Below are 22835 nucleotides of genomic sequence, written 5' to 3'. Positions count from 1 at the left end.
CCGCGATCAGCGCAGGGTTTTCTGCAGCGTCTGCGCGTTGCCATCGTTGGCCGCTTCCGGCACCTGCAGCAGGTGTGCCAGCAGCGGGTAGACGTCGACATTGTCGAAACCGTCGATCACCAGGCCTTGCCGGAATGAAGGGCCACGGGCGACGAACACCGCGCGCATCGACGGCAACGCGTTGTCGTAGCCATGTGAGCCGCGATCGGCGTGCTCGCGCTTGGCGATCTTCTCGCGCGTCAGCGCGTCCCAGCCTTCATCCATCTGGCAGACGATGGCCGGCACGCGCGGATGGGTGCCGTAATGCCAGCGGGCCGGAAGGTTCTCCTTCTTCCAGCATTCGTAGTGTGCGTGGCGACCGAGCAGGGCACGCTCGGCCTCTGCTTCGCGTCCCACCACCGGCGCGAAGCCGACCGACTGGCCTGCGCTGACGTTGCGCGCGATGGCAGGGTCAACCATCGATTCGAGGGCGATCACCTGGCCCTCCGGTACCGACGCCATGCCGTGATCGGAGACCACGATCACGTTGGTGCTGTCGGCCAGGGCGTGCTGCTGCAGGCCATCGAGCACCTGGCCGATGATCCGGTCGGCATGCACGATGGCCTCGGTGTACTGCCTGGATTCGGGGCCAAAGTTGTGGCCGGCCTTGTCCACGTGCTCCATGTACAGCGTGGTCAGGCGCGGCGCATCGGCATCGGTCTGCGACAGCCAGTCGAGCACCGTCTGCGCACGCTGCTCCAGCGGTTCCTTGGCATCGTAAATGCGCCACTGGCTGGGCCGTGTGCCCTGGATCTCGGCTTCGCTGCCCGGCCATGAGGTGGTGGCGGTGCGCACACCGACCTTCTCGGCACCGACCCAGATCGGTTCGCCGCCCCACCATCCGCTGGTGGTCACCGCAGTGCGGTCGTGCAGCGCGAAGCGACCGAGCGCGGCATCGTCCATGCTGTTGTTGATGATGCCGTGGTGGTCCGGACGCAGGCCGGTGACCAGTGTGTAGTGGTTGGGGAAGGTGAGCGAGGGATAGGAGGGCGTCATCCAGCGCGCACGCACACCACCGTCGATGATCCGCTGAAGGTTCGGGGTGAGGCCGCGATCCAGAGCATCAGCGCGCAGGCCGTCGATGGAGATCAACAGCAGCTTCGGCGGGCTGGCGGGCGGCGTATTCGCCTCCGCGGCAGGTGCAGCGATGGTTGTCGAAGGCGAAGGCGTGGTGGTGCATGCGGCCAGGGGCAGCAGCAGCGCCAGCGTGCAGGTCAGGCGTACGGAAGTCATCCGGCCATGATAATCCGCAGCAATGACGTACCCAAGACACGCCATCGCGCCTGTGGCGCGCTGGCGTGTCCACGCATTTCACCTTCCCCGCGCCTTTGGCGCGCCCCCTTGAACAACAAGGGGGCTCTTCTCCAGACAGATTACGGATGCTTCCATCCACGCATGGCGTGGATCTACCGGAACGAATCAATCCGACACCGCCCCGACCACCCACGGATAGCCCGCTTTGGACGTTGATGTCGACGTTGATGTTGCTCTGGCTTGTAGCGGGTGCAGGGCGCAGCCCTGCCTCCAACCCTCATGCAAACAGCGGTGCCTGTCGCTGCTCCAGCCGCAACAACGCTGCCTTGGTTTCCAGGCCACCACCGAAGCCGGTCAACGTACCGTTGCTGCCGATCACGCGATGGCACGGCAGCACGATCGGCAACGGATTGCGGCCATTGGCCGCGCCGACCGCACGGGTCGCCGTCGGCTGACCCAGCTGCTGCGCCAGCTGCAGGTAGCTCCAGGTCTGGCCGAAGGGAATCAACGCCAACGCATGCCAGACGCGCAGCTGGAACGGCGTGCCATGCGGTGCCAGCACCAGGTCGAAACCGCTGCGCTCACCGTGCAGGTACTGCAGCAACTGTTCGCGCGCCTCCGGCAATGCGCCGGGCGCGTAATGCCAGTGCTCGCGGCCGCGCGCAGGATGGCGGTTTTCCGGAAACAGAACGTGGGCCAGGCCATTCTCATCCCCGGCGATGGTCAGTTCACCGATCGGTGTATCGAAGCGATCGAACAACAGGTTCATGAGGGTTCTCCAACGAACGTGCCGGACAGGTGCCACAGATGCAGCACGGCATAGGCGCGCCACGGGCGCCATGATTGCGAACGGGCCTCGGCGGCACGTTCGCTGAGGCGCTGGCCCTGTGCGTGGCCCAGCACCTGCTGCAGCACCAGGTCACCGGCGGGGAAGGCATCAGGCTGGCCCAGCCCGCGCAGGGCAATGTACTGCGCCGTCCACGGGCCGATGCCGGGCAGGGCCACGCAGCGGGCGACGAATTCCTCCAGTGCCTGCCCCGGCCCGAAGTCCAGCTGGCCGCTGGCGCAGGCTGCGGCGAGGGCGCGCACGGTGGCGGCGCGGCTGCGTGGCAGGCCGATCGATTCCAGCGGCGCGTCGGCCAGTGCGTCCGGCGCTGGAAACTGACGGTCGAATTCGGACGGCATGCCGGGCAGGTGCGCACCGTAGGCATCGACCAGCCGACGCGCGAACGTGGTGGCCGCGGCCACACTGACCTGCTGGCCCAGTACCGCGCGCACGCCCACCTCGAAGCCGTCCCATCCGCCTGGCACGCGCAGGCCGGGGCGCTCGGCGATGCCGCGCGCCAACAGCGGTTCGTCGCCCAGCGCTGCGTGCACCTGCTGCAGGTCGGCGTCCAGGTCGAACACGCGGCGCACGCGGCGCACGATGTCCGGAATCAGGCGTGGGTCGACCGCGCCCAGTTGCAGGCGCAGCTCGGGCCGCTTCGGGTCGGCGGTGACGCGCAGCAGGGCGGGGCGCTCGGCTGTGCCCAACACGCGCTGGTAACTGTCTTCCCCGATCAGTTCGATGCCGGGCAGGCTGCGCTTGCGCAGGAAGGCCAGCATGCGGGGGAAATCCAGCGGCGGTCGATAGCCCAGGCGCAGCACCAGCCCGCCATCGTCGGCGGCCAGGGGATGGTGTTGGCGGCGCAGTACGGTAGGCGCCATGCCGCAGCCCTGCAGGAATGCCGTATTGAAGCGGCGCAGGCTGTTGTAACCAGCGGCCAGTGCCACGTCGGTCACCGGCAGCGTGGTTTCGGTCAGCAGCTGCTTGGCCAGCAGCAGGCGATGGGTTGCGTGGATCTGCCCTGGCGTTGCGCCCAGCCGTTCGACGAACAGGCGTTGCAGCTGGCGTGCGCTGAGGCCGATCTTTCCTGCCAGCTCGGCCACCGGCTGGTCCTGCAGGAAGCCGGCATGGATCAGCGCCAGGGCACGCTGCACGGCCTGTCCGGCCAGCGCCTGTTGTGCCAGCGGGGCCAGCTCGGGGCGGCAGCGCAGGCAGGGGCGATAGCCGGCGGACGCAGCGGCCGCTGCCGTGGGGAAATAGGTGATGTTGCGTGGCTTCGGTGGCGGCGCCGGGCACACCGGCCGGCAGTAGATGCCGGTGCTGCGCACGGCGGTGAAGAATACGCCGTCGAAGCGCGCATCACGGGCCAGGCGGGCGCGATCGCAGGCGGCAGTGTCGAGGGCGAGTGCGGTATCCATGGCGCCAGTCTAGGCGCCTGCGGGCGGTAGTACTCGCCATATTCGGACATGGATGCTGGAGGGGCCTGGCCGGGCTGCGCCCGGCACCCGCAGAGGCCTTCAAGCCAGGGCAGCAGCAAGGGCAACAGCAACAGCAACAGCAACAGCAACAGCGGGCTAGCCGTGGGATGGCGGGGTGGGTCCGGTTGCAGGGGACGCTGCAAGTACGTCCCTGTAAGCTTGGCCGCGGCATCCATGCCGCGGACACCCCTGCAACCGGACCCACCCCGCCTTCGACAGGTTCCCGCTGCTGTTGGTGGGTGTCGACCTTGGTCGACATGGTGGATCCACGCAATGTTGTGTGGGATGTCGGATGTCGCTGGGACGGGAAATGACAGGGTCAGAGGGTCAGAACAGGTTCAGTGGCGGGCGCTGAATGCGCGTCGTGGACGGGTAGACTGTGGTTCTTGCCTGTCTGAATCCGGTTGCCCGATGTCCGCCAAACTCCGCTGGTTGCCCCTGTTGTGCCTGGCCCTGGCGGGCTGCAGCCAGTTGGAGAACCCCGGCAACGTCACTGCTGCCGACAAGGCCACGCGAGCCCCGGCCAGTGATGGTGAAAACATGGTGTCGATCAATGCCGCCGATGCGCCGCCTCCGCCGGCACAGGCGCGCAGCCGGGCTGATCGGCCCTGGCCGCAGGCGCAGCTGGAAAACGGCAAGGCCTGGGTCAGCTGCACCACCGATTACGCCGGCGACGGCGGCGATGGTGTTGAGCTGGAAGGCCTGCAGCGCGAACAGCTGAAGCAGGCGCTGGCGCCATGCGCCGAGCGTGGCCTGCTGCGTGTGCGCTACAACGGCAAGATCAACCCCGGGTTTGCCGAGATGATGTGGCGGCTGGCCGTGGTCGCCGACGAGCTGCAGATCCACAAGCGCATCCTGGATCTGGATTCCAGCGGTGGCCAGGTGGAATCGGCCATCGTTGCCGGCGACAGCATCGGCGAATCCGGCTGGACCATCTGGGTGCGCGAGGGCTCGATCTGCCACAGCGCCTGCGTGTTCGTGCTGGCTGCCGGCGACAACCGGCTGTTGACCGGCAAGGTCGGCATCCACCGCATGATGCGCATCAGTTCCAAGGCCACTTCGCGTGCGGAACTCAACCGCGAGCTGCACGAGGTCTATGACAACGTGAAGGATTATCTGCAGCGCAATGGTGTGGCGGTGGGTGTGGCCGACCTGATGATGACCGTGCCCAACCGCAGCCTGCGCCTGCTGACGGCCGAAGAGCTTCGCCAGTACGGCCTGGACGGGACCAACGCCGTGCAGGACGACCTGGAGCGGATCAAGCAGATGCGTACCTGCGGCGACGACTTCGTGCAGCGCAAGGATGCGTTCCTGGTGGCGTTCGACCAGCAGTGCAAGCGCGACGGTGCCGACATGGAATCGATCAACAGCTGTGGCCAGTCGCTGAAGCAGCGTTTCGGCTTCCCCGACCCGGTGTGCCCGGAGGAAAGCCCGCTGTCGGAGATCGACGTGGCTACGCTGCCCCCGGCACCGCCGGAGCAGCCGCCGGTGGCCGAGCAGCTGCCCGCGGCATCGGCGGCACCGGCGGCGCAGGCCGAGGCGGGCGCGGTGGAAGGCAGCGTCCAGGCGCGCTGACGGTCCACTCACTGCGCTGGCGTAGACTGCGGTTCTTTCCATCGAACCGGCGGTGTCCATGAAGCGCGTGCTCCTGCTGCTGTCCCTGTTGCCCCTGGCTGCACTGGCGCAAACGCCGGCGCCGGCCACGCCCGCACCGGCCCCGGCTCGCCCCGCGCCGAGCGCACCGACGGCCGCGAAGCCGGCGACCGCTGCCACGCCGGCGCTGAGCCCGGCCCAGCAGGCGCAGGTGCAGAAACAGGACGCGGAAATGGGCAGTGCCGCATTGAAGGCTGCGCAACTGGTCGACGCCAATCGGTCCGGTGAGCTGTGGGACGGCGCCTCGGCGGTTGCCCGCCGCGCAGTGCCCAAGGCGGCCTTCGTCAGCCAGCTTGCGGCAGACCGCACGCGTCTTGGCGCGCTGGCCGGGCGTGGCCAGCCGACCATCACCCGCGTGAAATACGCTGCAGGTGCTGCCGTGCCCGAGGGCCTGTACATCAACGTCAGCTTCCCGACCCGTTTCGCCAACAGCGCGCAGCCGGTACGCGAGCTGGTGTCGTTCCGCTTCGACGAAGACCAGACCTGGCGCCTGGCCGGCTACAGCCTGCGCGCATCCAGCCCCTGACGGAGATCGACGATGGCCACCGAACTGACGATGCTGGCGTGGGCGATGCTACTGGGTTTCGTCTACATCTTTGCCGCCTCCACCGTGGTCACCCGCGAGCGCGGGATGAAATGGAACGCCTCCGCACGTGACGACTCGTCCAAGCCGCTGAGTCCCCTGGCTGGACGACTGCAGCGGGCGCAATCCAACTTCTTCGAGACCTTCCCGTTCTTCGCCGCCGCTGCGATTGCGGTGGTGCTGGCCGGGCGTGGCAGCGACACCACCGCGCTGGCGGCGCAGGTCTACTTCTGGGCACGTGTTGTCTACCTGCCGCTGTACGCAGCCGGCGTGCCCTATGTGCGCAGCCTGGTCTGGCTGGTGTCGATCGTGGCGATCCTGGCGATGGTGTTCGCGCTGCTGTGACGCGCAGCTGATCCAGATCAAGGCCGGTCAGGCACGCAGCGCTATGCTGGCCGCGACTGGATCAACGGCAGGAGGCGCGCATGCGCAGGATGGACGTGGTGGTGGTCGGCGCCGGACCGGCCGGGCTGTGCTTTGCGCGCGCGCTGGCCAGCACCGGCCTGCAGGTGGGGCTGGTCGAGGCACAGCCGCGCCAGGCCCTGGCCGAGGCGGCCTTCGACGGCCGCGAAATCGCCTTGACCCATGCCTCGCGGCAGAGCCTGGAACAGCTTGGCCTGTGGCAACGCCTGCCCGAGACCGAGATTGCCGAGCTGCGCGACGCGCGGGTGCTGAACGGCGGGTCGCCGTTCGCGCTGACCTTCGCCAGCAGCCAGGTCGATGGCCAGCCGTTGGGCTGGCTGGTGCCCAACCATCTGATCCGCCGGGCGGCCTGGCAGGCGGTGCAGGGCCAGGATGGGCTGGACCTGTTCGATGGCCGCAAGGTGCAGGCGGTACGCGCCGACAGCCAGGGTCACGTGGTGCGCCTGGACGATGGCAGCGAGCTGCATGCGCAGCTGCTGGTATGTGCCGACAGTCGCTTCTCCGGCACCCGCCGCATGCTCGGCATCGGTGCGCAGATGCGTGACTTCGGCAAATCGATGCTCGTCTGCAGGATGCAGGTCGAACGCGATCACCACCACACAGCGTGGGAGTGGTTCGGCTATGGCCGCACGATGGCGCTGCTGCCGCTCAACGAAGGCCAGGCATCGGCGGTGATCACCCTGCCGCCGCGGCAGATCGAAGCGCTGCTGGCGATGGATGAGGTCGCGTTCGGGGAGGCCATCAGCGGGTTCTTCGAACACCGCCTGGGACGCATGCAGCCGGTGGCCACGCCACAGGCCTATCCCTTGGTCGGGGTGTATGCGCACCGCTTTGTCGGCGAACGTTCGGCACTGATCGGTGATGCCGCAGTGGGCATGCACCCGGTCACCGCACATGGTTTCAACCTGGGCCTGGCCAGCGCGCAGCGGCTGGCGCAGGGCATCGCCGAGCAGCAGCGGCGTGGAGCGGACATCGCCGCGGCCGGCATGCTGGGCCGCTACCAGCGCGGGCATCGGCTGGCGGCGCGGCCGCTGTATGAAGCGACCAATGCGATTGCCAGCCTGTATACCGACGACCGCCGTCCGGCGCGCCTGTTGCGGGCGGCCGGGTTGCGGGTGGCGCAGGGGGTGGCACCGTTCCGGCAGTTGATTGCCGCCCACCTGACCCAGCGCGTGGCCTGACGGCCACGCGGTGACTTACGCGGCGGCCAGGACGCGGATCTGGCTGTCGTTGAACTCGACCACCTGGCCTGCGCGGATCTTGCAGGCCTTGCGCAGCTCGACCTCGCCATCGACCAGCACCAGGCCTTCGCTGATGACCATCTTGGCTTCGCCGCCGCTGGTGACCAGGTCGGCCAGCTTCAGCAACTGCTTGAGTTCGACGTAATCGCCGTCGAGGTCGAATTCGAGGATCTGCATGGAACGGGGTTTCCTGGGGCAGGCGCTGCAGGACAGGGCCCGCGGCGGTAAAATGGACACCTATTGTGCGCCACGGCGGGCCGTAACGGCGTGTCGGCGGTTTCCTGTACACCTTGTTCAGGCACAGTGCGGTATCATTCCGCTCTGAGCGAGTAAAACCTCAGCTCCAACCGAGCAGCGCCAGGGCACGCGATAAGAAGGGCGCCCAAAGCGCGGAAGCCCCCTTTTTTTTCGCCTGCCATGCTCGTGGCAGTGCCTTCGGAGTTCCCCATGTCCCAAGAAACCCAAGCGCAGCTGCAGTTCGCGCAGCTCGGCCTGTCCGATTCTGTCATGCAGGCCGTCACTGCCATCGGCTACGAAACGCCGTCGCCGATCCAGGCTGCCACCATCCCGGCGATGCTGGAAGGCCGCGACGTGCTGGGCCAGGCCCAGACCGGTACCGGCAAGACCGCGGCCTTCGCGCTGCCGGTACTGTCCAACATCGACCTGCAGCAGATCAAGCCGCAGGCCCTGGTGCTGGCCCCGACCCGCGAGCTGGCCATCCAGGTTGCCGAAGCGTTCCAGTCCTATTCCTCGAAGATCCCCGGCTTCCGCGTGCTGCCGGTGTACGGCGGCCAGCCTTACGGCCAGCAGCTGTCGGCCCTGCGCCGCGGCGTGCACATCGTGGTCGGTACCCCCGGCCGCGTCATCGACCATCTGAACCGCAGCACGCTGGACCTGTCCGAGCTGAAGACGCTGGTGCTGGACGAAGCCGATGAAATGCTGCGCATGGGCTTCATCGACGACGTCGAAGCGGTGCTGAAGAAGCTGCCGGAGAAGCGCCAGGTGGCACTTTTCTCGGCCACCATGCCGCCGGCCATCCGCCGTATCGCGCAGACCTACCTGAAGGACCCGGTCGAAGTCACCATCGCGAACAAGACCACCACCTCGGCCAACATCCGCCAGCGTTACTGGTGGGTGAGCGGCATGCACAAGCTGGACGCGTTGACCCGCATCCTCGAAGTCGAGCCGTTCGACGCGATGATCGTCTTCGCGCGCACCAAGGCCGGTACCGAGGAACTGGCCAGCAAGCTGCAGGCCCGTGGCCTGGCCGCTGCCGCCATCAACGGTGACATGCAGCAGGCCCAGCGTGAGCGCACCATCGCCATGCTGAAGGAAGGCAAGCTGGACATCCTGGTCGCCACCGACGTGGCCGCTCGTGGCCTGGACGTGGAACGCATCAGCCACGTGCTGAACTACGACATTCCGTACGACACCGAAAGCTACGTGCACCGCATCGGCCGTACCGGGCGTGCCGGCCGCAGCGGTGAAGCGATCCTGTTCGCCACCCCGCGCGAAAAGGGCATGCTGCGCCAGATCGAGCGTGCGACCCGCCAGCCGATCGAGGAAATGCAGCTGCCGAGCGTGGAAGCGGTCAACGACACCCGCATCAACAAGTTCACCTCGCGCATCACCGAGACCCTGGGCCAGGGCGGCCTGGACTTCTACCGCCAGCTGCTGGAGCGTTTCGAGTCCGAGCAGAACGTGCCGGCCATCGAAGTGGCCGCTGCACTGGCCAAGATGATGCAGGGCGATACCCCGTTCCTGCTGCAGCCGCCGGTGCGCGCGCCGCGCGAAGAGCGTGCGCCGCGCGAGCGTTTCGAGCGCACTGAGCGCCCGGAACGTGGCGACCGCAACGAGCGCGGCCCGCGCTTCGAGCGTGGCCCGCGTCGTGACGATGCCGAGGGTGGCTTCGAGCAGCGCCCGCGCCGTGACGTGCCGCCGCGCGGTGCACCGGAGCAGGGCATGGAGACGTACCGCATTTCGGTCGGCCACCAGCATGGCGTGAAGCCGGCCAACATCGTCGGCGCCATCGCCAATGAAGCCGGCCTGGAAAGCCGTTTCATCGGCCGTATCGACATCCACGACGATTTCTCGCTGCTGGATCTGCCGGCACAGATGCCGTCGGACGTGCTGACCCATCTGCAGAAGGTCTGGGTGTCCGGCCAGCAGCTGCAGATGCGCCCGTTGGCGGCCGGTGAAGAGATCAATCCGGCGCCGCGTCCGTTCAAGCCGCGCTTCGACAAGCGTGGTCCGGGCGGTCCGGGTGGCCCGGGAGCTCCGCGTCGCAGCGGTCCGGGTGGCCCCGGCGGCGACCGCGACAGCCGTCCGCCGCGTCGTGATGGCTTCAACAAGCCACGTGGCCCGCGCAGCTTCTAAGCCGCGCTGAAGTAGACGAACAACGCCAGCCTCCGGGCTGGCGTTGTTGTTTGCATGGTGCCAGGGCGGCCCGGCCGCCGCTGCCGATCACCGGCCGGGTCCGGTTTCGCATGGCCCACACATCTGCGGTTCTAGGCTGGCGCGGTTCCGTAGGAGATTGTCACCGCAGCACATTCGGGGGATCCAGGATGGGTAGGAGTGGCATGGACCAGCAGCGCCGACGGGTGCCGATGACCCGCGGGCTGGGACTGCGATTTGCGCTGTTGACGGGCATGGCGATCGGCTTGGTCGCGCTGTCAGCGGTGATCCAGGAACTGCAGGCGGCATCGACGGCGTGGATCGCCGGCCAGGGCTACTGGTCGCGGGGGCAGCAGGACGCCACCGCAGCGCTCAGCCGTTACCTGGCGCGTGGCCATCTGCAGGATCTGCAGGATGCCCAGCGGGCACTGCAGGTTCCGTTGGGTGACCTGCAGGCCCGCATGGCGCTGGAGCAACCCGAACCGGACGAGGCGGCAGCCCGGGCCGGATTTCTGCGTGGGGGCAATGCCCGCGCCGACATCCCCCGGCTGATCTTCTCGTTCCGCCATGCGCGCAACGTCGGAGCCTTCCGCGAAGCCACCTGGTTGTGGCGGCAGACCGACGCGGACCTGCTGGCCATGCAGGCGCTGGCGGAGGAACTGCAACGCCGCCATGGCACAGGACCGTTGGACGGGGCAGCCGTGGATGACTACCTGCAGCGGCTGCGTGGCATCGACCACCAGCTGCGCGGGCAGGCGCAGGCGTTCTCGCAGGCCCTGCTGCGCATGGCCCGCGCGGTGCGCATCGCAACCCTCGCCGTAGGCGGCTTGTCGGTGCTGCTGATCAGCCTGATGGCGGTGGCCCTGGCGCGCCGGGTCGGCAAGGATCTGACCGAGCATGAAAGCCGTTTCCGTGCGGCGTTCTACCAGGCCAACGTCGGCATGCTCAAACTGGATGCCGGCGGCCGGGTGGTGGAGGCCAACCAGGCGATGGCCGACATCCTCGACCATCGTCGGGACGTGCTGCTGCAGATGTCGCTGGCCGAGCTGCTGATGGAGGGCGAGCTGGTGATCGATGAAAGTGGCCGCATCGACTGGGAACGTCAGCTGCGACCGGGCGAACTGCGTTTCCGGCGTCGTGATGGCAGCCTGGTGTGGGGACGCTGGAGTGGCACCGGCGTGCGCACCACCAGCGGTGGCCGCCTGTCGGTGTTCGCCATCGTCGAGGATGTCAGCCAGAACCATGCCCTGGCACGTGAGATTGAGCACCACGCCAGCCATGACCCACTGACCGGACTGATCAATCGTCGCGAGATCGAGCGCCTGCTGGAAAAATCGCTGCTGCAGGTCCGCTCCGATGGTGGGACTCATGCCCTGGGCTACATCAACCTGGACCATTTCAAGCTGGTCAACGACAGCTTCGGCCACGCGGCCGGCGACCAGATGCTGCGCAGTTTCGCCGAGTACCTGGTCGGCGCGGTGCGTGATGGCGACTGGGTCGGCCGCCTGGGGGCAGACGAGTTCGCGGTGTTCCTTGCCCGCGCCAACCAGGATGAAGCCAAGCGGGTGCTGCAGCGACTGATCCGCAACCTGGGCCAGGCCACGTTCCCGGTCAGCGAGGGCAGCCCCCAGTTGAGCTGCAGCGTCGGCGTGGTGGAAGTGACGGCCGAGGCGCCGGACGTGAACTGGTTGATGAGCGCGGCCGACAGCGCGTGCTATGCGGCCAAGCAGGCCGGTCGCAACCGCGTGCATTGCTTCAACGAGAACCGGCTGGCGCTGGAGGAGCGGCGGCTGGAGGCCGAACGCCTGCAGGGCGTCAGTCGCGCCATGGCCGAGAACCGGATGCTGTTGTATGCGCAGCGCATCGCCAAGGTCGGCGATCCTTCCTACCTGCATTACGAAGTGCTGGTGCGCATGCGTGACAGTGACGGCGTGCTGCACCTGCCGGGCCAGTTCATGCCCGCCGTGGAGCGCTACGGCATGGCGGTGGTGCTGGACCGGCATGTGCTCGGCCTGCTGTTCCGCCACCTGCAGGTGTGCCCGGCGCACGTGCGGCAGCTGGGTCTGTGCAATGTGAATGTATCGGCCCAGTCGATCGCCGAGCCGGGATTCCTGGCCTTCGTCTGCGACCTGCTGGAGCGCAACCGCGCGCTGGCGTCCAAGCTCTGTTTCGAGATCACCGAAACAGCGGCCATCGGCAACCTGAGCCAGGCGCGTGCCTTCATCGACGCGGTCAAGGCGCGCGGCTGCCGGGTGGCGCTGGACGATTTCGGCTCGGGCCTGTCCTCGTTCGGTTATCTGCGGCAGCTGTCGGCGGACATTCTGAAGATCGATGGTGCGTTCGTGCGCGACATGGACACCGATCCGGTCAGCCGTGCCAGCGTGCGCGCGATCAGCGAGCTGGGCCGCGAACTGCAGATGGAGGTGGTGGCCGAGTGGGTGGAGACCAGCGAAATTGCCGAGGCGCTGGCCGGGATGGGCGTGCAGGGGCTGCAGGGGTATGCCATCGAACGGCCGCAGCCGCTGGAACGGCTGACCCTGGCTGACCTGCGGCCGATGCGGTTGGCCGGTACGCAGGGGCCATCGGCTGCCGGCTGAAGGTGCTGCGGCCGGGCTGTGCCCGGCACCCTCAACCTCAACAGCAACAGCAACAGCAACAGCAACAGCAACAGCAACAGCAACAGCAACAGCAACAGCTGCATTCCGTGGGATGGCGGGGTGGGTCCGGTTGCGGGGGACGCCGCAAGTACGTCCCTGTAGGCTCGGTCGCGCCATCCATGGCGCTCACGCCCCCGCAACCGGACCCACCCCGCCTTCGACAGATCTCCACAATCTGTCGGGATGGCATGACTTGCTCCTGGTGGGTGTCGACCTTGGTCGGCACGTAGATCCACGCCATGCGTGGATGAAATCCAATCCATTCGATGATCTCGAAATCGGTATGAACGTCCATCCACGCATGGCGTGGATCTACTACGCGCGGGAACTGTCAGGGGTGGGGCGGTATGGGCAGGCAGGACCGTTGGCGCCATGGGCCCGAGGCATGCCCTCGAGCGGGTTGGGCAGGACGCCCAACCCCGGTCTTGCCGTGTGCGCAGGACGGCGCACACGAGCAAGGCGCCATCGAGCCCCCATGGATGGGTTTACGGCGTGTCCTGCCTGCCCATACCGCCCCGCCCACCTCGGTAGCCGCTTTCGCTGTTGCTTCGGCTCCGGCCTCTGCGGGTGCCGGGCGGCAGCCCGGCCAACACCCCCGCCACTTTGGTCTACACATCGGTGGTGCATTCCGCTGCGATAATGCCGCCAGGGGCGACGCGCAGTGGGCGCGGACGTAAGCAGGAACAGGACGTGGCGTGGGCGGCAGGCAGGTGCGTTTGGAAACAGGGGCGGTGCTTGTCCTGCTGCTGGTGTGGTTGGCATTGCCGTGGCTGGGCCATGCGCGCAGCGTCGACGCCGGCCGCGATTACCTTCTGGTCGGCACCGCGACAGCCGAACCTACGCCCCATCGCGCGTGCACGCCGGAGATGCTGGCCGGGCCGCGCCAGCAGACACGGGTGAATGCACCGCCAGAAGGCTGGTCCGGGCAGCCGCAGGCGCTGGATGTCTTCAACATCTTTGCCGGCGAAGTGCGGCTGCAGCACGGTGATCGCGAGATCTGCGGCAACATGCAGGATGCGCGCACCCGCGATTCGCGCTTCCGTGCGGGCATCGGCATGGTGGCGGTACCCGCTGCCGGCAGCCACGAGCCCTTCCTGGTTTCCTGGCAGACGCCGCTGAAGGCGCGCTGGGTTCCCACATTGCAGCTGGGTGCGCCCAGCCCGGTGCAGCAGAACGACACTGCCCGGCTGCTGGTGCGCGCCGCATGCATCGCCGTGGCCATCGCGCTGGCGCTGTCGGCACTGATGGCCTACCTGACCACCCGCGACCGCAGCTTCCTGATGTACATCGGTGCCACCCTGGTGCTGGTGCTGTGGCAGTCGATCCTGGGCGGTCTCAGCGGCTATCCCGAGCCGTGGCTGCGGGTCGGCGGGCGCGGTGACTGGTGGCTGCTGGCGCTGACTGCAGCGACCCAGGCACTGGTGCTGCCGGCGCTGTGGCGCCTGAACGGCGGCGACCGCGTGTTGCCACGTTCGCGCGTGGGCCAGCAGCTGGTGTTGTGGTCCCTGCTCGCGCTGGCGGCCCTGGTGCCGTGGTTGCAGCGCGATGGACTGGTCGTGGTCGCGCAGGTCCTGCACGGGACGTTCGTCGTCGGCTGTGCGCTGTCGTTGGCGATGGGCATCTGGGCCCGGTTGCGCGGTGATGTCTGGTCGCTGGCCGGACTGGCCGCACTGGCGCCGATGCTGGTGCTGATCGTGGCAGACGCCGCCAGCGCGCATTGGTTGATGGAATACCGGGTGGAGGCCCTGCAGCTGGCGGTCACCTGGCTGCTGATGATGGCGGCCTATGCGCTCAACCTGCGCTTGGGCCGGCTGCGCCAGCAGCGCGATGAAATGCGCCAGCTCGCCGAGACCGACATGCTGACCGGCCTGCCCAACCGCCGTGCCGGCCTGCAGCAGCTGGCCCAGCATCTGCAGGACGGCGAGCGTGAGAGCGGGCCGCTGGTGATCGGCTTCCTCGATATCGATCTGTTCAAGGACATCAATGATCGCCATGGCCACGAGATCGGCGACCAGGTGCTGGTGGCCGTGGCCCGCGCGCTTCGCGCCGCTGTCCGCAGCGAGGACCAGGTGGTGCGGATGGGGGGCGAGGAGTTCCTGCTGCTGTTGCCGGGCATGCCGCGTGAGGTTGCGGCCACCCGCCTGGAACGCCTGCGCCAGCGCATCACCGAGACCTGCCGGGACCTGCAGGTGCCCGCTCTGGAGGTGACCGCGAGCATCGGCATGGCACAGTGGCGGCCGGCCGAAGATGACCTGGCCGCGCTGCTGCGGCGCGCCGACCACGCCATGTACGTGGCCAAGCGCAGTGGCCGCAACCGGGTGTTCGATGGCGAAACCGAAGATCCGTTGACCACGGCATGAGGCGGGAAGGGCGGTGATGCCGGATAATGGGGCGATGACCAGCCGACTTAACAAATACATCGCCGACACCGGCTTCTGCTCCCGACGCGAGGCCGATCGCCTGATCGCCGCCCGCCGGGTCACCGTCAATGGCCATGCCGCCGGCACCGGCGCGGTGGTCGGCGAGGATGACAAGGTGCTGGTCGACGGCCAGCCCCTGCGCGTGCGCACTGCCCGCAAGCCGGGCGCCCGCCGCCACGTGTACATCGTGCTGAACAAGCCGGTGGGCGTGACCTGCACCACCGAAAGCACGGTGAAGGGCAACATTGTCGACTTCGTCGGCCACGAACAGCGCATCTTCCCGATCGGCCGCCTGGACAAGGAGTCCGAAGGCCTGATCCTGATGACCAGCAACGGCGACATCGTCAACCAGATCCTGCGCGCCGAGAACGGCCACCAGAAGGAATACCTGGTGGCAGTGAACAAGCCGGTCACCGACGAATTCCTGCGCGGCATGGCGCGTGGCGTGCGCATCCACGACCAGATGACGCTGCCGTGCCGTACCTCGCGCATCGCCAAGTTCGGTTTCCGCATCACCCTGCAGCAGGGCCTGAACCGGCAGATCCGGCTGATGGCGGCCGAGTTCGGCTACCGCGTGACCCAGCTGCGCCGCGTACGTATCGACAACATCAAGATCGGTGCACTGAAGCCGGGCCAGTGGCGCAACCTGACCGAGCAGGAGCTTCACGGCCTGTTGCCGCAGCAGCAGGACTGGTAAGCAACGACCGGTAGTGCCGGCCGCTGGCCGGCAACTGCACGGTGCTGGCAATGAACATCAGGGAGCCGACCAACGGCCGGCACTACCGCAATGCAGATTGGCCGCCCGCATCCGCTAGACTTTGCGGCGCCCTGCCGGAACGTGACGCTGCATGATCAAGCCCGACAAGCCCGCCAACGAAGCGCTGCGCCTGGAGGCGCTGTACCGCTACCGGATCCTCGATTCCGAGCGCGAACGCTCGTTCGATGACCTGGTGGCCATCGCCAAGGCGGTGTGTGGCACGACCATGGCGGCGGTGACCCTGATCGACGTCGAGCGCCAGTGGTTCAAGTCGATGCAGGGCATCGCCGCGACCGAGAACCTGCGCAGCGAGTCGATGTGCGGCCACGCGATCCTGCAGCCGCAGGAAATCATGGTGGTTGAGGATGCATTGCAGGACGTCCGCTTCCACGACAATCCGGTGGTGACCGGCGACCCGCATGTGCGCTTCTATGCCGGTGCGCCGTTGATCAGCAGCGACGGCCTGCCGCTGGGAACCCTGTGCGTGTTCGACGCGCGGCCGCAGCAGCTGGCGACCGACAAGGCCGAAGCGCTGGCCGCGCTGTCGCGGCAGGTGATGGTGGTGATGGAGCTGCGCCGTTTCGCCCTGGATATCCAGCGGCACATGCTTGAGCGCAACGATTACGAACGCCTGCTGTCGGAGTATCACGATGTGCTGCTGGCCCAGAATGCCGACCTGGCCGAACAGAGCCGTACCGACGCCCTGACCGGCCTGCCCAACCGGCGGGCACTGGCAGCGGCGCTGGACGAGGCGGTGATTGCCGTCGATGGCCGGGACCGGCAGACCTGCGTGGCCCTGCTGGACATCGATCATTTCAAGCACATCAATGATTTCCAGGGCCACGCGACCGGCGACCGGGTGCTGGCCGAACTGGGGGCGCTGCTGCGCTCGCACTTCGCCGGTGGGGGCCTGGCTGCGCGCTATGGCGGCGAGGAATTCGTGGCACTGATGCCGGACGCGGACCTGCGTACCGCCGAACTGCAATGCGAGTTCCTGCGGGTAGCCGTGTCCAACCTGCCGCTGGGCTTCCCGGTGACCATCAGCATCGGTGTGGCACAGCACCAGCCCGGTGAAACGTCTGACCAGACCCTGGCCCGTGCCGATGCCGCGCTGTACCGGGCCAAGGGCGCCGGCCGCAACCGGGTGGAAGTGGCGCCCTGACCGCCCGCGCGGCTGCGGTGGATCCACGCGATGCGTGGATGGCCCGGGCCTTTGCGTGCAGTCGCAGCCATTGCGATACCCGTACGGCACCCTCAACGTCTCACCGCAAGGACGTCGACCATGCTGCAGACCCTGGCCATCGCCAATTACCGATCGCTGCATGCGCTGGTGCTGCCGATGCAGCGGCTCAACGTGGTCACCGGCGACAACGGCAGTGGCAAATCCAGCCTGTACCGCGCGCTGCGCCTGCTGGCGGAAACCGCGCAGGGCGGTGTTGCAGCGGTACTGGCGCGGGAGGGTGGATTGGGCTCGGCGCTGTGGGCCGGTCCGGAAAAGATCGACCGCCGCGTGCTGGCCGGTGAGATCCCGCTGCAGGGCGGGCCGCGCCAGGAATCGTTGGGGCTCAAGCTGGGCTTCGCCACCGATGAATTCGGCTACGCCATCGACCTCGGCTATCCGCCACCGAGCCGATCAGCTTTCGCGCTGGACCCGCAGATCAAGGCTGAAGCGATCTGGGCAGGGCCGTTCCTGCGCAGCGCCAATCTGCTGGTCGACCGCCGCGGTGCGCTGGTGCGGCAGCGGCACGCACGCGGCTGGGACCTGGTGGACGACCGTCTTTCGCTGTTCGACAGCCTGTTCACCCAGGTGGGCGATCCACAGCGCATGCCGGAAGCCATCACCTTGCGCGAGTACATCCGCCGTTGGCGCTTCTACGACCACTTCCGCAGCGATGCCGATGCACCGGCGCGACAACCGGCAATGGCGACCCGTACCCCGGTGCTGCACCACGACGGCCGCGACCTCGCCGCCGCCTGGGTGACGATCCTGGAAATCGGTGATCCGCAGGCGCTGGCGCGGACGATCGGGGATGCATTCCCGGGGGCGACGGTCAGCTTCGAGGAACTGGATGGCCGGCTCGCGCTGCGCTTCCACCAGCCCGGTCTGCTGCGGCCATTGTCGATGGCCGAATTGTCCGACGGCACGCTGCGGTTCCTGTTGCTGGCCGCGGCCCTGCACACGCCACGGCCGCCGCCGCTGCTGGTGCTCAACGAGCCGGAGACCAGCCTGCATCCGGACCTGCTGCCGGCGCTGGCACGGTTGATCATCGCCGCCAGTGCACGCAGCCAGGTCTGGGTGGTATCGCACGCCACGCGCTTGATTGCCGCGCTGGAACAGGCACCACAGTGCCATTCAATGCACCTGCACAAGGAACACGGGCGCACGCTGCTGAGCGGGCAGGGCCTGCTGGATGCACCGGCCTGGCATTGGCCGCAGCGCTGAGACGGGTGCCGGGAAGATCCACGCAGTGCGCGGACGCGCTCAATCGGCGATGTTGCGCGCTTCGGATGTTCCGAGGAGTTCAGGATGCTGCACGCGCTTGCGGCGGTTGAGCAGCGGATGCAGGAACACGGCACCGACGATGATCGCCACGCCCAGGTAGAACCACGGGGTGACTTCGTGCTGCTCGCGCAGCAGCACCACGGCCAGCAACACGGCGTAGACCGGCTCCAGGTTGGTGACCAGCTGCACGGTGTAGGCGCTGAGATGGCGCAGCGCGACCAGCGCCAGGGCGAACGGCAGCAGCGTGCAGGCGCCAGCCAGTACCAGCAGCAGGATGCCGTCGTGCAGGTCGGGAACGATCCACAACGGGCTGGCCAGCGCTGGCAGCAGGTACGGCATCAGCGGTGCCAGCAGGGTCAGGGTGAGCGTGCCGGCGCCAAGTTCCAGTGCGGTGACCGTCAGCGGATCTGCATGGCTGACCATGCGCTTGTTGAGCGAGCCGAACACTGCCACCAGCAGGGCCGAGAGCGCACCGATCAACACGCCCAGGCGCATGCCGTCGGGCACGCCACCCACCACCAGCGCCACACCGGGCAGCACCGCCAGGCCGAAGGCCAGTTCGCGCAGCTGGAAGGGACGCTTGGCCACCCAGGGCTCGATGATCGAGGTGAACACCGGTGCCAGGGCGATGCAGGTGGCGGCAACCGAGGCATTGGCCAGCTTCACCGCGCCGTAGAAGGTCAGCCAATGCAGGGCCACCAGCGCGCCGATACCGGCATAGCCGGCGACCAGCCGCAGCGGCAAGGTGCGCAACCCGCGCCAGACCCGCGGCAGCAACGCCAGCATCGCCACCACCAGCAGCATCCGCCACCACACCAGCGGCAGCGCCGGCAGGGTGATCAACTTGCCGAGGATGGCGGTGACGCCCCACAGCAGGACACAGAAGTGGATCTGCCAAAGCGCTTTGCGGGTGTCGGGTGTGCTCATCGGCGTATTGTGCGGCAAGCCGCCTCGGCCGGCGATGCCTGTGGCATGCTCGCGGCGTTGCCACGAAGGAGCCGTGCATGCCTGCTGCCCGTTTTCTTCTGCTGCGCGGCTGGGCGCTGTTGACCGCGCTGGTCGCGGCAGCATCGCTGCTGCTGCAGTTTGCCCTGCTGATGCGCGGCATCGGCGCCAGCCGCGGACCCGGCGTGGCGAGCCTGCGCTTCTTCAGCTACTTCACCATCCTCAGCAATCTGGCCGTGTGCCTGGGCTGCCTCTGGCTCTGCAGCGGCCGCGCACTGCGACCTACAGTGGCCGCCACCCTGGCACTGTGCATCGGCGTGACCGGCCTGATCTATCTGCTGGCGCTGCAGGGGCTGTGGCAGCCAACTGGCCTGCAATGGTGGGCCGATGCCGGCTTGCACTACGTGGTGCCGCTGCTGTATCTGGCCGGTTGGGCGGCGCTGCTGCCACATGGTGGCCTGCGCTGGCGTGCGTTGGGTGTGGTCCTGCTGGTGCCGCTGGCCTACCTGGGCTGGGCGATGCTCACGGCCTCGTGGCTGGGCAGCGCACCGTATCCGTTCCTGGAAGTACAGCGGATCGGTTCGCGCGCATTCGGCCTCAGCGTGCTGCGCGTCGGCGGGGTGTTCGTGCTGGGCTGGACACTGCTGTGGGCAGTGGACCGCTGGCGCCGTCGATGACCCGCTGCAGCGCCATCGCCGCCGCCGGATTGCGCACCTTGCCGGCGCCGATGCACAGCAGGTAGACCTCGCGCGGCGCGGCAGGGGACGGTGCGGCCAGGCAGGGCAGGTCGTCCACCGCCTCACCCCGGGCCCAGCACCGCGCGCGCGTGGCCCAGCGCTGCTGCATCGGCTGGGGAAGACCTTCGGCCAGTCGGGCCTGGCTGCGTTTGATCCGTGCATAGACGAAGCCCGCGGTGATGTCGCCATGCAATGGCGATTCGTCGCTGTCTTCGATCACCAGGCCCACGCCATGCCGGCGCGCCGCTTGCACCAGTTCCGGCCCATGGACGCTGGCGTTGCGCACCTCCAACGCATGCTGCAACCCCGTTCCATCCAGCTGCCTGGGCAGCTGTGCCATGAAGGCATCCAGCGCCGCGGCATCGGCCGGGTGCTGCGGGTCGAACTGCCAGAGCAACGGGCCCAGCCGGTCGCCCAGTGCGACGGCCGCCTGCAGGAACGCGCTGGCCGCCTCGATCGTGGACGACAGGTCGCGACGCTGCACCAGATGACGCGGGGCCTTCATCGAGAACCGGAAACCTTCCGGCGTCTGCGCTGCCCATTGCGCGCACTGGGCCGCTGTCGGGGTGCGGTAGAAGGTGCCGTTGATCTCGATGCAGCGCAACGCACGACTGGCATAGGCCAGCTCTTCGCGCTGGATCAATCCTGGCGGATAGAAGGCGCCCCCACGCCATTGCGGGAACACCCAGCCGCCGATACCGCAGCGGACCGGCGCCGCAGACGCTTGCCGTGCAGTCATTGCGTGTGTTCCGCCCGCCATGGATCGTAACTGCCGAACCACCACAGGTAGCCTTCCGGGTCGGCGCAGGCATAGCCACGTCCACCGTAGGCCTGGTCGGCAATGTCGATGACGATGCGCGCACCGGCAGCCTTGGCCCGGGCATAGTGGGCGTCGACATCGGTGACGATCACGCAGGCACTCTGGGTCTGCCGGCCGCCGACTTCATCGGGCATCACCGCCAGCTTGGCCCATTCGCCGCTGTTGCTGGCAGATCCGAGCATGATCATGCCCTGGCCGAATACCAGCTGCGCGTGATGCACCGTATCGCCGTCGGCATGCACGGCCTGCGCGTGGAAACCGAACGCGCGCTGCAGCCAGTCGATGGCCGCCAGCGCATCGCGGTAACGCAGGCACGGAATGATGGTGGAGCCGTTGCTGCTCTGGCCGTTCGCACCCATGACACCCCTCCTATGGCACAGGGCAGGCTGCACCCGGGGCCGTTACCATCGCGCGAAACCCCGGTGACGGCCTGCACATGGCCGCTACCCCTGTTCGGAGATGGTGCTGGATGAAAACCTGGATCGGAGGAGCCGTGCTGCTTGCGTGCACGACCATGGCCAATGCGGCGACCCCGCAGCAGCTGCAGGACCTGGATGCGACCGTGGAGCGCGTGCGCGCGCAGTTCGACGTGCCCGGTATCGCCGTGGCCGTGGTCAAGGACGGGCAGGTGGTGCTGGAACGCGGCTGGGGCGTGCGTGAGCTGGGCAAGCCGGCGCCGGTCGAGGCCGATACCCTGTTCGCCATCGCCTCCAACACCAAGGCCTTCACTGCCACCTCGCTGAATCTGCTGGCCGAGGACGGCAAGCTGAAGATGGACGACAAGGTGATCGACCACCTGCCATCGTTCCGCATGTCCGATCCGTTCGTGACCGGGCAGATGACGATCCGCGACCTGCTTTCCCACCGCAGCGGCCTGAGCCTGGGCGCGGGCGACCTGCTGTTCTGGCCGACCACCTCCTACAGCAATGCCGAAGTCGTGCAGCGCCTCGGCCAGGTGCCGCTGAAGGGCGGTTTCCGCGAGCGCTATGCCTACGACAACATCCTGTATGCAGTCGCCCAGCAGGTGATCGAGCACGTTTCGGGAATGAGCTACCAGCAGTTCCTGCAGACACGCATCTTCGACAAGGTCGGCATGGCCGGCACGCGCTACAACGCCGATCACCTCAAGGCCGGCGACAATGCTGCGGTCGGCCACGCCAAGTACGATTTCAAGGACCTGCGCACCGTTGCACCGTTGACCTGGTCGAACAATGCCGGTGCCGGTGGCATCTATTCCAGTGCCCACGACATGGCACGCTGGATGCAGGTGCAGCTGGCCGAAGGCAAGCTGGCCGATGGCACTGCGCTGTTCACCGCCAAGAGCCAGCAGCAGATGTGGCAGATGATCACGCCGCAGACGATCCCGGCGCCGAGCGTGCCGGAGCTGGCGCCGGCGCGGGCCAACTTCGCCGGCTATGGCGAGGGCTGGAGCCTGAGCGACTACCGCGGGCAGAAGCTGGTCTGGCACACCGGTGGCTGGCCGGGCATGGTTTCGCGGCTGACCCTGGTGCCGGGCGAGAAGCTGGGCGTGGTGGTGCTGACCAACCAGGAAGTGGGTGCGGCCTTCAATGCGATCACGTTGAGCGTGCTCGATGCCTACCTTGGCGGTGAAAAGCACGACTGGGTGGATGCCTATGCCAAGGGCGTGGCCAAGGGCCAGGACAAGGCCGACGAAGCGTGGGCCAGGCACCAGGCCGAGCGTGACAAGGGCAGCAGGCCGTCGTTGCCGCTGGCCGGGTATGCGGCCACCTACCGCGACCGCTGGTATGGCGACATGGTGGTGACGGCGGAAGGCAAGGGCCTGCGCCTGCGCTTTGCAAAGACCGCGCAGCTGAGCGGCCGTCTGGAGCACTGGCAGCACGACACCTTCATCGTGCGCTGGGACGACCGCTCGCTCAATGCCGATGCCTTCGTCAATTTCAGCCTGGACCCGGATGGAAAAGTGCGCGAGGTGCGCATGCAGCCGATCTCGGACCTGACCGATTTCAGCTTCGATTTCCAGGATCTGCTGTTCACGCCGGTGAAATGACGCCGCCGGGCGCGGCGCTATCGTTTGGCCGAGCGGACGGGTAGCGCCGGCCCACGTCCGGCGAGCGCGTAGCGCG

The 22835-nt window shown here is 67.7% G+C and carries 19 protein-coding genes; 12 read left to right on the top strand and 7 right to left on the bottom strand.

Features of this window, described 5'->3' with window-relative positions; translation table 11 throughout:
- Window positions 1–6 precede the first annotated feature (6 nt).
- The 3 genes from ACUXVE_RS05960 to ACUXVE_RS05950 form a co-directional block, all read right to left on the bottom strand.
- Window positions 7–1272, bottom strand: coding sequence for an alkaline phosphatase family protein (locus ACUXVE_RS05960; RefSeq protein ID WP_222390167.1), 1266 nt, complete (start codon window positions 1270–1272; stop codon window positions 7–9).
- Window positions 1273–1570: 298 nt separating this feature from the next.
- The gene (locus ACUXVE_RS05955; RefSeq protein ID WP_088100443.1) at window positions 1571–2062 is read right to left on the bottom strand and encodes a methylated-DNA--[protein]-cysteine S-methyltransferase; all 492 of its coding nucleotides are present in this window, start codon (window positions 2060–2062) and stop codon (window positions 1571–1573) included.
- The gene (locus ACUXVE_RS05950; RefSeq protein ID WP_445513992.1) at window positions 2059–3537 is read right to left on the bottom strand and encodes an AlkA N-terminal domain-containing protein; all 1479 of its coding nucleotides are present in this window, start codon (window positions 3535–3537) and stop codon (window positions 2059–2061) included. Before ACUXVE_RS05950 ends, ACUXVE_RS05955 begins: the two co-directional genes overlap by 4 nt.
- A gap of 471 nt (window positions 3538–4008) precedes the next feature.
- Here ACUXVE_RS05950 and ACUXVE_RS05945 point away from each other — a divergent pair, with 471 nt between their 5' ends.
- The 4 genes from ACUXVE_RS05945 to ubiM all read left to right on the top strand — a co-directional run bounded on the left by ACUXVE_RS05945 (window position 4009) and on the right by ubiM (window position 7437).
- Window positions 4009–5172: a COG3904 family protein gene (locus tag ACUXVE_RS05945; RefSeq protein WP_088100442.1), complete on the top strand. Its 1164-nt coding sequence runs from the start codon at window positions 4009–4011 to the stop codon at window positions 5170–5172.
- 58 nt (window positions 5173–5230) lie between these two features.
- Window positions 5231–5776 carry a DUF4019 domain-containing protein gene (locus tag ACUXVE_RS05940; protein ID WP_445513991.1) on the top strand — a complete coding sequence of 182 codons (546 nt, stop codon included), beginning with the start codon at window positions 5231–5233 and terminating at the stop codon, window positions 5774–5776.
- Window positions 5777–5788: 12 nt separating this feature from the next.
- Entirely contained in the window at window positions 5789–6178 is a 390-nt protein-coding gene (locus ACUXVE_RS05935) for an MAPEG family protein (RefSeq protein ID WP_025877726.1), read from the top strand.
- An 80-nt stretch (window positions 6179–6258) separates the two neighbouring features.
- Complete coding sequence (gene ubiM, locus ACUXVE_RS05930) at window positions 6259–7437, top strand: 5-demethoxyubiquinol-8 5-hydroxylase UbiM (RefSeq protein WP_222390158.1); 1179 nt, start codon at window positions 6259–6261, stop codon at window positions 7435–7437.
- A gap of 15 nt (window positions 7438–7452) precedes the next feature.
- On the opposite strand, the gene ACUXVE_RS05925 is transcribed toward ubiM, so the two are convergent.
- Window positions 7453–7674: an RNA-binding S4 domain-containing protein gene (locus ACUXVE_RS05925; protein WP_025877723.1), complete on the bottom strand. Its 222-nt coding sequence runs from the start codon at window positions 7672–7674 to the stop codon at window positions 7453–7455.
- Window positions 7675–7944: 270 nt separating this feature from the next.
- On the opposite strand from ACUXVE_RS05925, the gene ACUXVE_RS05920 reads away from it, so the two are divergent.
- The 6 genes from ACUXVE_RS05920 (at window position 7945) to ACUXVE_RS05895 (ending at window position 18168) form a co-directional block, all read left to right on the top strand.
- Window positions 7945–9873 (top strand): DEAD/DEAH box helicase, encoded by a 1929-nt coding sequence (locus ACUXVE_RS05920; RefSeq protein ID WP_093817723.1) that lies wholly within the window; start codon window positions 7945–7947, stop codon window positions 9871–9873.
- 188 nt (window positions 9874–10061) lie between these two features.
- The gene (locus ACUXVE_RS05915) at window positions 10062–12488 is read left to right on the top strand and encodes a putative bifunctional diguanylate cyclase/phosphodiesterase (RefSeq protein WP_445513990.1); all 2427 of its coding nucleotides are present in this window, start codon (window positions 10062–10064) and stop codon (window positions 12486–12488) included.
- Between the two features lie 755 nt (window positions 12489–13243).
- Window positions 13244–14908, top strand: a complete 1665-nt coding sequence (locus tag ACUXVE_RS05910; RefSeq protein WP_445513989.1) for a diguanylate cyclase — start codon at window positions 13244–13246, stop codon at window positions 14906–14908.
- Window positions 14909–14942: 34 nt separating this feature from the next.
- Entirely contained in the window at window positions 14943–15665 is a 723-nt protein-coding gene (locus ACUXVE_RS05905) for a pseudouridine synthase (RefSeq protein WP_093817726.1), read from the top strand.
- Between the two features lie 151 nt (window positions 15666–15816).
- Entirely contained in the window at window positions 15817–16887 is a 1071-nt protein-coding gene (locus ACUXVE_RS05900; RefSeq protein ID WP_059063565.1) for a GGDEF domain-containing protein, read from the top strand.
- Between the two features lie 120 nt (window positions 16888–17007).
- Window positions 17008–18168 carry an AAA family ATPase gene (locus ACUXVE_RS05895; RefSeq protein WP_445513988.1) on the top strand — a complete coding sequence of 387 codons (1161 nt, stop codon included), beginning with the start codon at window positions 17008–17010 and terminating at the stop codon, window positions 18166–18168.
- A gap of 39 nt (window positions 18169–18207) precedes the next feature.
- Here the strand turns inward: ACUXVE_RS05895 and ACUXVE_RS05890 are convergent, their stop codons facing one another.
- Window positions 18208–19155 (bottom strand): DMT family transporter, encoded by a 948-nt coding sequence (locus tag ACUXVE_RS05890; RefSeq protein WP_445513987.1) that lies wholly within the window; start codon window positions 19153–19155, stop codon window positions 18208–18210.
- A gap of 77 nt (window positions 19156–19232) precedes the next feature.
- On the opposite strand from ACUXVE_RS05890, the gene ACUXVE_RS05885 reads away from it, so the two are divergent.
- Window positions 19233–19850: a Pr6Pr family membrane protein gene (locus ACUXVE_RS05885; RefSeq protein ID WP_445513986.1), complete on the top strand. Its 618-nt coding sequence runs from the start codon at window positions 19233–19235 to the stop codon at window positions 19848–19850.
- Here ACUXVE_RS05885 and ACUXVE_RS05880 read toward each other — a convergent pair.
- Both ACUXVE_RS05880 and ACUXVE_RS05875 read right to left on the bottom strand, forming a co-directional pair.
- Window positions 19771–20649, bottom strand: coding sequence for a DUF72 domain-containing protein (locus ACUXVE_RS05880; RefSeq protein ID WP_445513985.1), 879 nt, complete (start codon window positions 20647–20649; stop codon window positions 19771–19773). The genes ACUXVE_RS05885 and ACUXVE_RS05880 overlap by 80 nt on opposite strands.
- Window positions 20646–21089 (bottom strand): VOC family protein, encoded by a 444-nt coding sequence (locus ACUXVE_RS05875; protein WP_033830702.1) that lies wholly within the window; start codon window positions 21087–21089, stop codon window positions 20646–20648. The genes ACUXVE_RS05880 and ACUXVE_RS05875 overlap by 4 nt, the downstream gene beginning before the upstream one ends.
- Before the next feature lie 110 nt (window positions 21090–21199).
- Between ACUXVE_RS05875 and ACUXVE_RS05870 the strand changes: the two genes are divergently transcribed.
- A complete protein-coding gene (locus tag ACUXVE_RS05870; protein ID WP_093817732.1) occupies window positions 21200–22759 on the top strand; it encodes a serine hydrolase in 1560 nt (519 codons plus the stop codon).
- Window positions 22760–22835 lie beyond the last annotated feature (76 nt).

This window comes from Stenotrophomonas sp. 3(2025) (assembly GCF_052665395.1).
Note: the sequence above shows the minus strand (reverse complement) of the source record. Positions and strands in the feature narration are given on the sequence as shown.

Bases quoted from the DNA above. Each gene is read 5' to 3' on its own strand.
- ACUXVE_RS05960 (WP_222390167.1), bottom strand. From the start codon at position 1,272: ATGACTTCCGTACGCCTGACCTGCACGCTGGCGCTGCTGCTGCCCCTG.
- ACUXVE_RS05955 (WP_088100443.1), bottom strand. From the start codon at position 2,062: ATGAACCTGTTGTTCGATCGCTTCGATACACCGATCGGTGAACTGACC.
- ACUXVE_RS05950 (WP_445513992.1), bottom strand. From the start codon at position 3,537: ATGGATACCGCACTCGCCCTCGACACTGCCGCCTGCGATCGCGCCCGC.
- ACUXVE_RS05945 (WP_088100442.1), top strand. From the start codon at position 4,009: ATGTCCGCCAAACTCCGCTGGTTGCCCCTGTTGTGCCTGGCCCTGGCG.
- ACUXVE_RS05940 (WP_445513991.1), top strand. From the start codon at position 5,231: ATGAAGCGCGTGCTCCTGCTGCTGTCCCTGTTGCCCCTGGCTGCACTG.
- ACUXVE_RS05935 (WP_025877726.1), top strand. From the start codon at position 5,789: ATGGCCACCGAACTGACGATGCTGGCGTGGGCGATGCTACTGGGTTTC.
- ubiM (WP_222390158.1), top strand. From the start codon at position 6,259: ATGCGCAGGATGGACGTGGTGGTGGTCGGCGCCGGACCGGCCGGGCTG.
- ACUXVE_RS05925 (WP_025877723.1), bottom strand. From the start codon at position 7,674: ATGCAGATCCTCGAATTCGACCTCGACGGCGATTACGTCGAACTCAAG.
- ACUXVE_RS05920 (WP_093817723.1), top strand. From the start codon at position 7,945: ATGTCCCAAGAAACCCAAGCGCAGCTGCAGTTCGCGCAGCTCGGCCTG.
- ACUXVE_RS05915 (WP_445513990.1), top strand. From the start codon at position 10,062: ATGGGTAGGAGTGGCATGGACCAGCAGCGCCGACGGGTGCCGATGACC.
- ACUXVE_RS05905 (WP_093817726.1), top strand. From the start codon at position 14,943: ATGACCAGCCGACTTAACAAATACATCGCCGACACCGGCTTCTGCTCC.
- ACUXVE_RS05900 (WP_059063565.1), top strand. From the start codon at position 15,817: ATGATCAAGCCCGACAAGCCCGCCAACGAAGCGCTGCGCCTGGAGGCG.
- ACUXVE_RS05895 (WP_445513988.1), top strand. From the start codon at position 17,008: ATGCTGCAGACCCTGGCCATCGCCAATTACCGATCGCTGCATGCGCTG.
- ACUXVE_RS05890 (WP_445513987.1), bottom strand. From the start codon at position 19,155: ATGAGCACACCCGACACCCGCAAAGCGCTTTGGCAGATCCACTTCTGT.
- ACUXVE_RS05885 (WP_445513986.1), top strand. From the start codon at position 19,233: ATGCCTGCTGCCCGTTTTCTTCTGCTGCGCGGCTGGGCGCTGTTGACC.
- ACUXVE_RS05880 (WP_445513985.1), bottom strand. From the start codon at position 20,649: ATGACTGCACGGCAAGCGTCTGCGGCGCCGGTCCGCTGCGGTATCGGC.
- ACUXVE_RS05875 (WP_033830702.1), bottom strand. From the start codon at position 21,089: ATGGGTGCGAACGGCCAGAGCAGCAACGGCTCCACCATCATTCCGTGC.
- ACUXVE_RS05870 (WP_093817732.1), top strand. From the start codon at position 21,200: ATGAAAACCTGGATCGGAGGAGCCGTGCTGCTTGCGTGCACGACCATG.